The organism is Roseovarius sp. Pro17 (genome assembly GCF_035599575.1).
Lineage (GTDB): Bacteria > Pseudomonadota > Alphaproteobacteria > Rhodobacterales > Rhodobacteraceae > Roseovarius.
The window spans coordinates 1,048,252-1,060,655 of the sequence record NZ_CP141179.1 but is presented as its reverse complement, the minus strand read 5'-3'; the positions used below and the strand labels follow the sequence as shown (position 1 = coordinate 1,060,655).

At 61.4% G+C, this 12,404-nt stretch carries 11 protein-coding genes and 1 pseudogene; 7 read left to right on the top strand and 5 right to left on the bottom strand.

All coding sequences use genetic code 11. From position 1 onward, the window contains the following. The first annotated feature begins 89 nt into the window (after positions 1 to 89). The gene (locus tag U3654_RS05170; RefSeq protein WP_324754285.1) at positions 90 to 740 is read left to right on the top strand and encodes a DUF938 domain-containing protein; all 651 of its coding nucleotides are present in this window, start codon (positions 90 to 92) and stop codon (positions 738 to 740) included. On the opposite strand, the gene U3654_RS05165 is transcribed toward U3654_RS05170, so the two are convergent. Further along, positions 728 to 2,392 carry an amidohydrolase gene (locus tag U3654_RS05165; RefSeq protein WP_324754284.1) on the bottom strand — a complete coding sequence of 555 codons (1,665 nt, stop codon included), beginning with the start codon at positions 2,390 to 2,392 and terminating at the stop codon, positions 728 to 730. The genes U3654_RS05170 and U3654_RS05165 overlap by 13 nt on opposite strands. A 221-nt stretch (positions 2,393 to 2,613) precedes the next feature. On the opposite strand from U3654_RS05165, the gene U3654_RS05160 reads away from it, so the two are divergent. The 6 genes from U3654_RS05160 to U3654_RS05135 all read left to right on the top strand — a co-directional run bounded on the left by U3654_RS05160 (position 2,614) and on the right by U3654_RS05135 (position 9,629). Next, entirely contained in the window at positions 2,614 to 3,720 is a 1,107-nt protein-coding gene (locus U3654_RS05160; RefSeq protein WP_416384559.1) for an ABC transporter ATP-binding protein, read from the top strand. 38 nt (positions 3,721 to 3,758) lie between these two features. Next, positions 3,759 to 4,673, top strand: a complete 915-nt coding sequence (locus U3654_RS05155) for an ABC transporter permease (protein ID WP_324755225.1) — start codon at positions 3,759 to 3,761, stop codon at positions 4,671 to 4,673. 67 nt (positions 4,674 to 4,740) lie between these two features. Next, entirely contained in the window at positions 4,741 to 5,535 is a 795-nt protein-coding gene (locus U3654_RS05150) for an ABC transporter permease (protein ID WP_324755224.1), read from the top strand. 38 nt (positions 5,536 to 5,573) lie between these two features. Beyond that, complete coding sequence (locus U3654_RS05145; protein ID WP_324754283.1) at positions 5,574 to 6,608, top strand: extracellular solute-binding protein; 1,035 nt, start codon at positions 5,574 to 5,576, stop codon at positions 6,606 to 6,608. 78 nt (positions 6,609 to 6,686) lie between these two features. After that, on the top strand, positions 6,687 to 8,012 hold the full coding sequence (locus U3654_RS05140; protein WP_324754282.1) for a serine hydrolase: 1,326 nt from the start codon (positions 6,687 to 6,689) through the stop codon (positions 8,010 to 8,012). A 546-nt stretch (positions 8,013 to 8,558) separates the two neighbouring features. Continuing rightward, complete coding sequence (locus U3654_RS05135; protein WP_324754280.1) at positions 8,559 to 9,629, top strand: GlxA family transcriptional regulator; 1,071 nt, start codon at positions 8,559 to 8,561, stop codon at positions 9,627 to 9,629. Here U3654_RS05135 and U3654_RS05130 read toward each other — a convergent pair. The 4 genes and pseudogenes from U3654_RS05130 to U3654_RS05115 all read right to left on the bottom strand — a co-directional run bounded on the left by U3654_RS05130 (position 9,614) and on the right by U3654_RS05115 (position 12,335). Continuing rightward, the gene (locus tag U3654_RS05130; RefSeq protein ID WP_324755223.1) at positions 9,614 to 9,847 is read right to left on the bottom strand and encodes a TOBE domain-containing protein; all 234 of its coding nucleotides are present in this window, start codon (positions 9,845 to 9,847) and stop codon (positions 9,614 to 9,616) included. The genes U3654_RS05135 and U3654_RS05130 overlap by 16 nt on opposite strands. Positions 9,848 to 10,213: 366 nt before the next feature. Next, a pseudogene (locus U3654_RS05125) lies at positions 10,214 to 10,693 on the bottom strand (ABC transporter ATP-binding protein); the annotation flags it as partial. Between the two features lie 3 nt (positions 10,694 to 10,696). After that, entirely contained in the window at positions 10,697 to 11,491 is a 795-nt protein-coding gene (locus U3654_RS05120) for an ABC transporter permease (RefSeq protein WP_324754279.1), read from the bottom strand. Between the two features lies 1 nt (position 11,492). After that, positions 11,493 to 12,335, bottom strand: coding sequence for an ABC transporter permease (locus U3654_RS05115; RefSeq protein WP_324754278.1), 843 nt, complete (start codon positions 12,333 to 12,335; stop codon positions 11,493 to 11,495). Between the last annotated feature and the right edge of the window lie 69 nt (positions 12,336 to 12,404).

The window sequence follows — 12,404 nt, the reverse complement described above, 5'->3', positions numbered from 1 at the left end:
AGGGCTCAATCGCATATCCCTGCGTCACCTGCCACGTGACAAACGCGCGTTTTTTTGCCATCCTGTGCGTACAGCCAAAGGACGCGCCAATGCCTTTTCGCAACCAGCTACCTGCTGCCGCCTCGATCGCCGAGCCTGATACGGGTGCGCGCCTAAACTCCCCGTCGGCCCAGCGCAATGCGGCGCTTATTGCCGAGGTGCTGGCCGTGCATGGCCCCCACGAGGGCCGCGCGCTGGAAATTGCCAGCGGCACAGGTCAGCATGTGGTCGCGTTCGCCGCCGCCCTGCCCCATATCACTTGGCAACCGAGTGAGATCGACGCCGCCCGCCATGCCAGCATCGACGCGTGGGCAGAGGCGCCGAATATCCGGCGCGCGATCACGCTGGACGCGACAACGCCGGGATGGGGCGCACGCCACGGCAGACGGGATCTGATCGTGCTGGTGAACCTTTTGCACCTCATCAGCGAAAGCGAAGCGCATATTCTGCTGCACGAAGTGTCCGAGGCGCTGGTGCCGGGCGGTCTATTCGCCGTTTATGGCCCTTTTCTGCGGGATGGGCGCACTGTGTCAGAGGCCGACGCCAGCTTTGACGCCAGCCTGAGGGCGAGCGATCCCGAGATCGGCTATAAGGACGCCAAAGATGTCGCAAGTTGGATGCGCGCCGCCGGGCTGCGCCCTCAGCCGCCGTTGCCAATGCCCGCGAACAACCTCATGTTTCTCGCCCATCACCCGCTATAGGTGATTTGCCCGCCACAGATGGTGACCATCGCCCGCGCCTTGTGAATCGCGTCCGGCGCGCACGCCTCCAGATCGCAATCCATCACCACGACATCGCCCATCTGGCCCGTTACTAGCTGCCCCTTGCGTCCCTCGTTGAACTCGACCCAGGCATTGCCCGAGGTATAGGAGGCGAGCGTGTCCATCAGGCTTTGTGGTCGCACGTCCCATGGCGCGCCCGGTTGCATGGGCGCGATGGCGCACCCGATGTTGCGCATGACATCGACCGGCACCACCGGCCAGTCGGTCGAAAAGATCACAGGCGCGCCGGTATCGCGAATGCGCTGCCATGCAAAGGTGTAGGGATATTGATCATCATATAGCAGCGTCCCCTGCGGAATGATCGGGAAGTAATCCCCCAGCGGCGAATGGCGCGGCTGTAGCGAGGCCACCGCGCCCAGCGCGTTGATGCGCGGCAGGTCGTCGGGGTGAATCACCTCGATATGTTCGATCCGGTGACGGGAATCACGTGCGCCGTTGGCGCGGCGGGCCACCTCATAGCCATCCAGCGTGCGGCGCGTCGCGAGGTCGCCGATGGAGTGGACGCTGATTTGCAGGCCCATCGCGTCGGCCCGGATGCACGCCGCATTGAAATGCTCGGGATCGAACACGGGCTCGCCCACAGTGTCGGTGCCGGGATAGGGCCGCGTCATCAGCGCTGTATGCGTGTCCATAACCCCGTCCATGAACATCTTGACCCGGCCTGACCAGACCCGGTCGCCGGTGTAGCGCCTGTGCATCTCGGAGGCTTCCTCCAGCCGGTCCAGCGGATCGTAATTCTTGAGGTGAAACGGCACCTGCATCCGGCATTTCAGATCGCCTGATGCGTCCAGATCGCTCAGCAGCTCGAGCTGATAGAAATTGCCATCCATATTGTGCATCGTCGTGATGCCGTGGGATGCGGCGTGTGTCAGCCCCTTGGCGATTAGCGCGCGGTCGGCGGCACGCTCGGCCTCGCTGGCGGGCGGCTCGGGTTCAGCGCCTGTGACATAGCCCAGCATGTCGCGTCCGCCGGTGCGGCTGAGGCGCAAAACCGGGCCGAAGGCGCCGGTTTCCTGTAACTCACCAGTCGCGGTGCCGCCCTCTTCCATCACGATAACGCTGCCTTCGGGCACCGGGCCACCGTGTAACAGCCCCGCCTTTTCCAGCGCCATCGTATTGGCCCACAGCGTATGGATATCCGGCGCCAGCAGCGCCAGCGGGCGATCCGGCAGGATGGCGTCCAGATCGTGGCGTGTCGGGTTGCGCCCGTCCATCAGGCCATAGGCGGTGCCGGTGCCGACGATCATCGGCTCACCGGGGTTCGCCTCGCTGTAGTCGCGGATGGTCTGCGCCGCATCCTTGCCGGTCCCGATCCCCTCCATCGCCATGAATTCCAGTGCGGCGGAGCCTTGGAACAGGTGCACGTGGCTGTCGATAAATCCCGGCAGAACCGTGCCGCCAGCGGCGTCAATGACTCGCGCGTCGGGTGCGGCCAGTGCGCGGATCTCAGCAGTGCTACCGACAGCTATGATAACACCGCCTGCCAGCGCGACTGCCTCGGCGCGGGGATGGCCCGCGTCCATCGTCAGCACCTTGCCGTTCAGGATTACCAGATCCGCCTTGCCTGCCATACGCCGTCTCCTTGGGCTGAGGGTCATGTCGGCTCACAGATTGCTGTATCGCGCGCGCCGGGTAAATACCTCCTCGCAGAGGCATCCAGCGTATCTGATCGAACTCAGCGCTACGTAATGGGTGTTTACGTGGCAAGCGCGTGCGGCATAGGCTGCATACAGACGTATGCGCCATAGAATCGCGCGGAGTCGCGATACGAGTAACGAAGCAGGAGAGCCGTATGACGACCACCGCAGCGATGGCCGTGCAAAAAGAGAGCGGCGCGCGGGACGTCATGGTCCACGCCGAGGGTGTCACCAAAACGTTCGGGCAAGGCGCGGGCATGATTACCGCCCTCGACAACGTGTCGGTCGATATCCGCAAGAACGAATTTTTCACACTGCTCGGCCCATCCGGCTGTGGTAAAACAACTCTTTTGCGCCTCATCGCCGGCTTTGATCTGCCCGATGGGGGCCAGATCCTGCTGGACGGTCAGGAAATCGGGCATCTGCCTCCTTACAAGCGGCCCGTGAACACGGTTTTCCAGTCCTACGCGCTGTTTCCGCATATGAGCGTGGCGCGCAATATCGGCTTTGGCCTCGAAATGCAGGGCCGCCCCAAATCCGAGATCAAAGAGGCAATCGAGCGGATGCTGGCACTGGTCCAGATGGAGCATCTGGCAGACCGACGCACCGATCAGCTATCGGGTGGTCAACAGCAGCGCGTGGCGCTGGCCCGCGCGTTGGCACCCCGCCCCAAGGTGCTGCTGCTGGATGAGCCTTTGTCGGCGCTGGACCTCAAGCTACGCAAGGAAATGCAGATCGAGCTAAAGCGCCTTCAGGAAGAGACGGGGATCACCTTCGTCTTTGTCACACACGATCAGGAAGAGGCGCTGACCATGTCCGACCGCCTCGCCGTGATGCAGGCGGGTGCCATCCTGCAAGTCGGCGCGCCCAAGGAAATCTACAACAATCCCGCGCGCCGCTTTGTCGCGGATTTCATAGGCGATATCAATATACTGGATGGCAACCTTAATGCAAATGGCAGCAAGGTCATCCTGCCCGGCGGTGTGCCGATTGGCGCAATTCTGGCCAAAGGCGCAGCGCACGAGGGGCCTGTATCGGTCGCAATCCGGCCCGAAAACATGGACCTGACGGCGCCCGGTGCGGCGGATGCATCCCTCAAGGGGCGGGTAACCAACATCGTCTATTTCGGCGCAGGCCATAACGTGCATGTGGCCCTTGAAGGCGGCGGCGAGGTGTTGGTGCGTCGCGCGCAGACCGATGCACAGATTGGTGCTGAGGTAGGCATATCCGTGCCAGACGCGGTTCAGGTTCTGGTGGACTGATGGGCGACGTTATCACATCCACAGCCAACTCCGACGCGATGCTCGCCGAGGCCCGCCGCCAGACGGACGCGGCCGCGCGGCGGCGGCGCAGGCAGCTACTGTCGCCCGCGTTGATCATCATCGGCCTCTTTGGGCTCTTTCCGCTGACGATCACGCTGATCTATTCATTCCTCAGCCCAGGCACTTACGGCGGCGTCACATGGGAGTTTTCGACCGACGCCTATGTGCAGTTCCTGTTTGACCGCGACATTTTCGATGACACGCTGGCCTTTTCGTCGACCTATCTCAACATTTATGGCCGCTCGATCGGCCTTGCCTTCGGGGCCACCGTTGGCGCGCTTATCATCGGCTTTCCCACCGCCTATTTCATCGCATCCAAGCCCCCTGAGCACCGTAACCTGTGGCTGTTCATGATTACGCTGCCCTTCTGGGTGAACCTGTTGGTGCGCACCTATGCGATCCTGCTGATCATCCGCGACGAGGGCATTATCAATATCGGGCTTATGGGATTGGGCGTCACCGACCAGCCCATCGGAATGCTATACACCAATTACGCGATCTTTGCGGGCCTCATCTATAGTTATCTGCCCTTCATGGTGCTGCCCCTCTATGCCTCGCTTGAAAAGCTGGATTTCCGGCTGGTCGAGGCAGCCTATGATCTCTACGCTAGCCGCTTTCAGGTGCTGCGCCACGTCATCATTCCGATGGCAAAGCCGGGCATCGTCGCGGGCTGCATCCTGGTCTTTATCCCCGCCCTTGGTGCTTACATCACGCCAGAATTGCTGGGCGGCGGCAAAGAGCTGATGATCGGCAATCTCATCGCGTTGCAATTCAGCGGCTCGCGCAACTGGCCCTTTGGGGCGGCGGCGGCGCTGATCCTGATGGTCGTCGTGATGGCATCGCTGATCATCTATGTCCGTTCGTCTGGCAAGGAGGCCAACGGCCATGGCTGATCGCACACCCACACAGACCCCGGCGACCGTCGCCAGTCCCGATCCCGCAGCGCCGCGCCGCCGCAAAATGAAGGACCTGCGCAAGCAGCCCGGCTTCGACACGATGGCCTGGATTTGCCTGTTCTTTCTCTATGCGCCCATCGTGATGCTGGTCGTCTATTCGTTCAACGACAACCGCTCGGTCGTCAAGTGGACCGAATTCAGCCTGCGCTGGTATCGCGAAGCATTCGACAACGACGGCATCCGCAAGGCGACCGTTGTGTCGTTGCAGGTGGCCGCCGTGGCGACGGTATTTGCCACTACATTTGCGACGATGGCGGCACTGGCGACGACGCGGGTGCGCGCCTTCAAGGGGCAGACGCTGGCCTATGCGATCATCAACCAACCACTGATGGTGCCCGAAATCGTGACCGCCGTGTCCACCCTCGCCCTCTTTGGCATCATCAAACAGGCGACGGGCATCAACGGCATCGGATTCCTCATGCTGGCGCATACGGTCTTCTGCATCCCGTTCGCCTACATGCCCATACGCGCGCGCCTGGAGGATATGAACCTGTCGCTGGAACAGGCGGCTGCCGATCTATACGCCACGCCCATTCAAGTGTTTCGCAAGGTGACGCTGCCACTGATGGCACCGGGGATCGTGGCGGGCGCGATGCTGGCCTTCGTGGTGTCGCTGGATGACGTGATCATCACGCTGCTGGTTGCGGGCCCTGGCGAGACGACGCTGCCTGTCTATATCTTGGGTCAGATCCGGCGCGGCATCACCCCTGAAATCAACGCCGTCTCGACAGTGCTACTCGGCCTGTCGGTGGTGCTGGTCTCGATCTTTTTCCTGATCGGGAACAAAAAGCGGACATAAGGTCCGCCAATAAACAAACCAACTGGAGGAATACCGACATGACGACATCCACCCGCAATATGGCTGCGACCCTCGCTGCTGCCGTGGCGCTCGCTGGCCCCGCATGGGCCGAGGGCGAGCTGAACATCTATAACTGGGGGAACTACACCAGCCCCGAATTGATCGAAAAGTTCGAAAAGGAATTCGACGTCGAGGTCAATCTGGACGGCTATGACAGCAACGAAATCATGCTGGCCAAGGTCCGCGAAGGGAGCACCGGCTACGATATCGTCGTGCCCAGCGATTCCACTGCCAAGATCATGGTCGATCAGGGCCTGCTGGCCGAGGTCAAACCGAACGAGATGGAAAACTTTGGCAACATGAACCCCAAGTGGGTCGACGTCTATTGGGATCCGGGCCGCAACTACACTGTGCCGTGGCAGTGGGGCACGACCGCCTTTTCCGTCGACACTGAGGTCTATGATGGCGACATCAACACACTGGCACTGATGTTCGAGCCCCCAGAAGAGCTGAAGGGCCGCATCAACATGCTCAGCGACATGCCCGAGGTTATCAATGCCGCCCTGCGCTATCGCGGCTATGATCGTTGTAACAGCAACATGGAAGAGCTGCGCGACGTGACCGAACTGCTGATGCAGGCCAAGGAATACTGGCGCACGATGGACTACGCCACCATCGAAAAACTGACCTCCATGGATGTCGACCTCAGCCAGACATGGAACGGTGCGGCCATGCGCGCGCGCGAACAGCGTCCGACATTGGCCTATGCCTATCCCAAAGAGGGCTTTACCGGGTGGATGGACAACGCCGCAGTCCTCAAGGAAGCGCCGAACATGGAGAACGCGAAACTCTTCATGAATTTCATTATGCTGCCCGAAAACGCGGCGCTGATCTCGAACTTTGCGCGCTATGCCAACGGCATCACAGGCAGCGAGGAGTTCATGGACGAGGACATGAAAACAGCGCCCGAGATTGTCATGCCCGATAGCGCGCCCGCGCCCGACTTCGTCGAGCCCTGCCCGCAGGAAGTGACGGATCTTTACAACCGCATCTGGACGAAGCTGAAGCAATAAGGCATTGAGTGCTGGACGGGGCGCATGTCTGCGCCCCGTCCTTTTGCATTTTACGCCCAGACCCCGAGGACAGACTCCATGACGCCCCCCGACGCCCCCAGCTCCAAGTCTCCGGCAGCGCCAGTCCCTTTGCCTGCGTCCAGCGCACCGGCAACACCTGTGCAAACGGCGCCTGTCCCGGCAGCACCGGTACCGGGCGCGCCGATTCTCACAGCCGGCGAACAGGGTCTCATGCAAGGCTTTCCGCCGCCGCCGGACAAGATTCCCGGCCCGTCGAATTGGGACATGCCCCCATTCAACCGCTGGTCGTTCCTGAACATGCGCAGCCTGTTTCCCACCGCAGACGTCGAGCGCGGCACAATGCCTGTGCGCGCCCTGCCCTTGGCCCTGCGGGATGTGAACCCCATCACATTCACCGCGCTCTCTGGCCAGCAGCAAAGCGTCAAGGACTGGCTGGACACCAGCTATACCGACGGGTTTCTGGTGATGAGCCGTGGGCGCGTGGTGCATGAAAGCTATCACAACGACATGGAGCCGCGCACGCCGCATCTATCGCAATCGGTGGCCAAGTCGGTCGTCGGCACGCTGGCCGGCGTCCTGCACGGCGAAGGCATACTGGATCTCGACACACCACTTACGGTCCTGATACCGGAGCTGGAGAAGTCGGGTTATGCAGGTGCCACCGTGCGCCATGTGCTCGACATGACGTCAGGCGCGCGGTTTACCGAGGATTACGGCACGCCCGGCTCGGATATGACCCGCATCGACGTCGCCAGCGGATGGCGTCCACCCGAACCGGGCGAGCCGGTGCCGACAATCCGCGACGTCATCGTCACCCTGCCGCAAGAGCGCCCGCATGGTGAGTCGTTCAAGTACCGCTCGATCGAGACGGACGTTACCGCTTGGGCGCTGGAGCGTGCGGCGAACCAATCGCTCTCCAGCCTGCTGTCTGATCGCATCTGGTCGCGCATCGGCGCCGAGCGGGACGGCTATTTTACCGTCGATCGCGCAGGCACCGCGCTGGCCGATGGCGGTTTTAACGCGACTATGCGCGACTATGCCCGCTTTGGCCTGATGATGCTCGAGGGCGGCGCGTATAACGGCACTCAGATCGTGCCCGAAGAGTGGGTGCGCGCCAGCGCGACGGGCGATCACGCCGCCTACGGTGATCCTTATACCCTCACCTCACCCAATGGCGCCTATAGCCGCCAGTGGTGGATACACGACGTCGCGCGCGGGGATTTCATGGCCCGTGGCGTCTTTGGCCAGTTGATCTATCTGGACCCCAAGACCGAGTTCATGGCCGTCAAGATGTCGACATGGCCCGATTTTCTGATCCACAGCTACACGGTCGACATGCTGTCCGCCGTCACCGCGATCCGGGACGCAATGTCACCGGCCTGATGACGCCCGCGATATCGTGGAGCGCGCCCAGCGAGGCACCTAATTGCACGTAGATCAGGTTGTTCGTCGGATCGGTCATGAACGGTTATGACCTGCGCCTGATCTGCGGTGTAGAAATGCGTAGCCGCGATAACGGCTGGCGGATGAGCTGGACGCGACCTTGTGCCCCCCCCCGAGACGGCGCTGCATCTGTCAGTGGGCCGCGCGGTTGCGCCAATCGGGCTTCTGGTCGCCCTTGATTGCTTAGCAGGGCATTCGCCCCAAGCGCTGCGCGCCAAGTGGACGAGAGTTCGAGTTCGGGCCATTGCCGACAAGGGCGCCGGACCTTCGACACTCGGATGGACGATGCCCAAGGACATGGTCCGCAAAAGATGTTGGAGGAACCCGCATGACGCCTCTAGTCTGACACCAAAGAAGGGTCGCGGTTCAGTCATCGCTTATGGAAAGACGATTTTCGAGATGAAGTTCCCCACATACCGAACCAAGGGCGAACCGGCGTCAACGGCGAAGCCAATACAGCCTCAAACGCGGGCGGAACCCGAAAAGGTGACGTTCCTCATCGTGCCCCGTTTCAACATGTCTGCCGTCATAACGATGATCGACACGCTGCGGGTGGCCAATTATCTGGCGCCATCGCCGCTTTACTCTTGGGACGTCGTCTCGCTGGACGGAAGCATGATTTTGGCCAGCAACGGTATGCAACAACCGGCAATCGAGCCGCCCGAACGAAATCGGCGCGGCGAGTTAGTGTTCGTCGTGGCCAGTTGGGGCAGCGAGACTTACAGCAACCGCGAGACGCTGTCGTGGATACGGCAGCAGGCGCGGGCCGGGGCGCGGATCTGTGCCGTCGAATTGGGCTGTTATCTGGTGGCCCGCGCAGGTCTGGCTGAGGGGATCGAGATGGCGACCCACTGGTCCTGGGCGCCCGGTTTTCATGAACAGTTTCATGACATCGTTTTCAAAGAGCAGTTGTTCATCGACGACGCCAAGATCATGAGTTGCGCCGGTGCATTGGCCGGCGTGGATCTAATGCTGAAACTGATCGCAGACTCGCATGGCGAGCGGGTCGCAGGCGAGATCGCAGATCAGATGCTGCATCACCCCGTGCGCCCCGGCAATGCACCACAGCGGCGCACCATGGGGCGCGGGATGGATACACTGGCGCCAGTGGTGCGAGAGGCAATCAATCTGATCGAGGGCCATCTGGCCGAACCGCTTTCGGTGCCGGAGGTGGCAAAATCGCTGGGCGTCTCGCAGCGTCAGCTGGAACGGCAATTCCGACAGAGTATCGGCTGCACCGTGGTTCAGTTCAGCCTGCTGCTGCGATTGCAGCACGCGCGCGTCCTCTTGATCGCGACCGGCCTCAGCATCCGCGAAATCGCTACCGCGTCAGGATTCAATACGCTGTCTCATTTTGCATATTCGTTCGGAAAGCACTTTGGGCGACGCCCATCGGATTACAGGCAAGCCTGGCCCGAACGGGACAATGCGCCCACATGGCCGGGAACTTTGGCCGCGTTTCTGCAAACGCTCGAGCAGCGAGGCGTCGAAAAGGCCAAGGCGGAGCATATGAAAAAACTACCGGACCTACCCGCTCCGCCTCACAAGAACAGGTAGCTACCGGCGTTGTCCCATGCCAGCCGAACGGCATCATTGGGCCTGAGGGGCTGGTGCGCCCCGTTGATCAACGGCGTGCGGATCGACAGCTCGTCGCCCCATCCTGTGCGGGCCGAGATCAACTGGCAATCGCCCAGAAAGGTCACATCGCTAATTGTCGCGGGCAAGCCCGACGTCGCCGTCTCGGATTGAATCCGAATGTTCTCGGGGCGCACCATGAGGACACCCTCGCCCCCGCTATCCGTGCAGCCATGCACGGGCACCTGCGCGATGACTGTCCCGTCCGGAAACCGTGCATCTGCGTGACCCGAGCGCAGGTTTTCTGCCTTGGTTTGCAGGAAATTGGAATTCCCCATGAAGGCGGCCGAGAACCGGGTGATGGGATCATTGTAGAGATCAACACCGCTGCCGACCTGCTCAATGCGGCCATCGTTGAACAGCGCAATTCGATCAGACAGGCGCAGCGCCTCTTCCTGATCGTGGGTCACATAGAGGATCGTCACCCCGGTTTGCTGGTGGACGCGCTTGATTTCGGTCTGGATCTCTTCACGCAGCTTTTTGTCCAATGCCGAAAGAGGCTCGTCCATCAGCAGGATCGGCGGATCATAGGCCAAGGCCCGCGCCAGCGCCACGCGCTGTTGTTGCCCACCCGACAGGGCGGCGGGCATCCGGTCGCGGAACCCCTCCAGCCGCACCAGCGCCAGCATTTAGTCGACACGGGCGTTAATCTCGGAGGTCGATTGGCGGCGCACGCGCAGCGGAAAGGCGATGTTTTCGCCCACGCTAAGGTGCATGAACAGCGTGTAGCGCTGAAACACCATGCCGATGTTGCGCTTGTGGCTGGGCAGGCCCAGAATTGATTTCCCCTCGAGGAGGATATCACCCTGACTAAGCTCCAGAAACCCGGCAAGCGCGTAGAGCGTGGTGCTTTTGCCGGAACCGGAGGAGCCGAGAAACGTCAGAAACTCGCCCTGCGGCACCTCAAGCGAGATATCGTCGATGGCGCGCACCGCACCAAAGGACTTGCCCAGATTGCGGATGCTGAGAAATGCGTTTTCGCTCATTGGTCAGCCTTTTTTCCGTAGCAATGCGGCCAGCAACATCAGCGCCAGCGTGAGGAGGATCAACAGCGAGGACGCAGCGGCGATGACGGGCGACAAATCCTGCCGCAATGATCCCCAGATACGCACGGGCATCGTCTGAAGCGTTGGACTGGCCATGAAAATGGCGATGACGACCTCGTCCCAGGACACCAGAAAACTAAACACCACTGCGGCAAACAGCCCGTGGCGAATGCTGGGCAACGTGATGCGCAGACGCGCCTCCCAAGGACTGGCGCCGCAAAGGATCGCGGCATCCTCGACCGATTTGTCAAAGCCTGCGAGGGCTGTGGAAATCGGGATGATGGCGAACGGTAGCGCCAGCACGGTATGGGCGATGACAAAGCCCAGCAGCGTGCCGTTCAACCCGACCTTGAGAAAGAAGGCATAGAGCGCCACAGCCACCACGACGACCGGCAGGATCATTGGCGTCAGGAAGGCCGCGCGCAATGTTTCGCGCCCGCGAAAGCGACCGCGCACCAGTGCAAAGGACGCCAACAGACCCAGCAATGTTGACGAGATCATCACCAGAACGCCGATCTTGGCACTGGTCCAGATTGCCGCCAGCCAGCGCGGATCGGCGAAAAATTCGTGATACCAGCGCAACGTCCAGCCGGGCGGTGGAAAAGCCAGCCATTGGGAAGACCCAAATGACAGGGCGACGATAAAGGCGACCGGCAGGATCAAAAACAGCATGACCAGCACAGAGATCAGTACCAAAACCCAGCGAAGCCCGCCCATGCGGTCAAGGTTCAACAGCATGTCAGCTCTCCCGTCCCGGCGCGCCGAAAAAGCGGACCTGCAACGCATAGAGCGCCAGTGTCACCACCAGCAGCACAAATGCAGCGGCCCCACCAAGGCCCCAGTTCAGCAGCGACTGAACCAACTGCGCAATCAGTTCAGCCAGCATCATGTTCGACGTTCCGCCCAGCAGCGCGGGCGTCACGAAATAGCCCAGCGACATCACAAACACGATCAGCCCGCCCGACAGAATTCCCGGCAGGCTGAGCGGTAACAGAACCCGGCGAAACGCCTGCCAGCGCCCGGCACCGCACAGCGACGCGGCCTGCAATATCGCCGGGTCGATGGTGCGGAACGTCGCCTGAAGCGGCAGGATAAAGAACGGCAGCATGATATAGACCATGCCGATGGTCACGCCGGTCAGATTGTTGATCAGTTGCAAGGGCGTGTCGATGATCCCGAGCGCCTTGAGCGTGCGATTTATGACCCCCGTCGATTGCAGTAGCACCATCCACGCATAGGTGCGCGCCAGAAGGTTGGTCCACATCGATAGCAGTATGATGCCAAAGCCGATTGCCGCCCAGCGGCCCGGCAGGATCGACAGCAGCCATGCCACCGGATAGCCCAGCAGGATCGTGACCGCCGTCACGACCGCCGACACCATGAACGTGTTCCAGAATATCTTGGCGTAGGTCGTCGTCGCGATGAGCGTCTGGTAGTTGTGCAGGCCCAATTGCGGCTCGGTCACGGACCTGAGCAAAAGAGCGATAACAGGCACCACAAAAAAGACGGCAAGCAACAGCATTGCCGGAAGGGCGAGGCCGATACCTTTTCCACGCCGCCGCGGTTTGGTTGCTGCCGCCATCTACGTTATCCCCGGTGTCGGACGAGACCCCCGACTGCGCCCTGCGCAATCGGGGTGTGATGGTCTGTC

Bases quoted from the DNA above. Each gene is read 5' to 3' on its own strand.
- U3654_RS05170 (WP_324754285.1), top strand. From the start codon at position 90: ATGCCTTTTCGCAACCAGCTACCTGCTGCCGCCTCGATCGCCGAGCCT.
- U3654_RS05165 (WP_324754284.1), bottom strand. From the start codon at position 2,392: ATGGCAGGCAAGGCGGATCTGGTAATCCTGAACGGCAAGGTGCTGACG.
- U3654_RS05160 (WP_416384559.1), top strand. From the start codon at position 2,614: ATGACGACCACCGCAGCGATGGCCGTGCAAAAAGAGAGCGGCGCGCGG.
- U3654_RS05155 (WP_324755225.1), top strand. From the start codon at position 3,759: ATGCTCGCCGAGGCCCGCCGCCAGACGGACGCGGCCGCGCGGCGGCGG.
- U3654_RS05150 (WP_324755224.1), top strand. From the start codon at position 4,741: ATGAAGGACCTGCGCAAGCAGCCCGGCTTCGACACGATGGCCTGGATT.
- U3654_RS05145 (WP_324754283.1), top strand. From the start codon at position 5,574: ATGACGACATCCACCCGCAATATGGCTGCGACCCTCGCTGCTGCCGTG.
- U3654_RS05140 (WP_324754282.1), top strand. From the start codon at position 6,687: ATGACGCCCCCCGACGCCCCCAGCTCCAAGTCTCCGGCAGCGCCAGTC.
- U3654_RS05130 (WP_324755223.1), bottom strand. From the start codon at position 9,847: ATGGTGCGCCCCGAGAACATTCGGATTCAATCCGAGACGGCGACGTCG.
- U3654_RS05120 (WP_324754279.1), bottom strand. From the start codon at position 11,491: ATGCTGTTGAACCTTGACCGCATGGGCGGGCTTCGCTGGGTTTTGGTA.
- U3654_RS05115 (WP_324754278.1), bottom strand. From the start codon at position 12,335: ATGGCGGCAGCAACCAAACCGCGGCGGCGTGGAAAAGGTATCGGCCTC.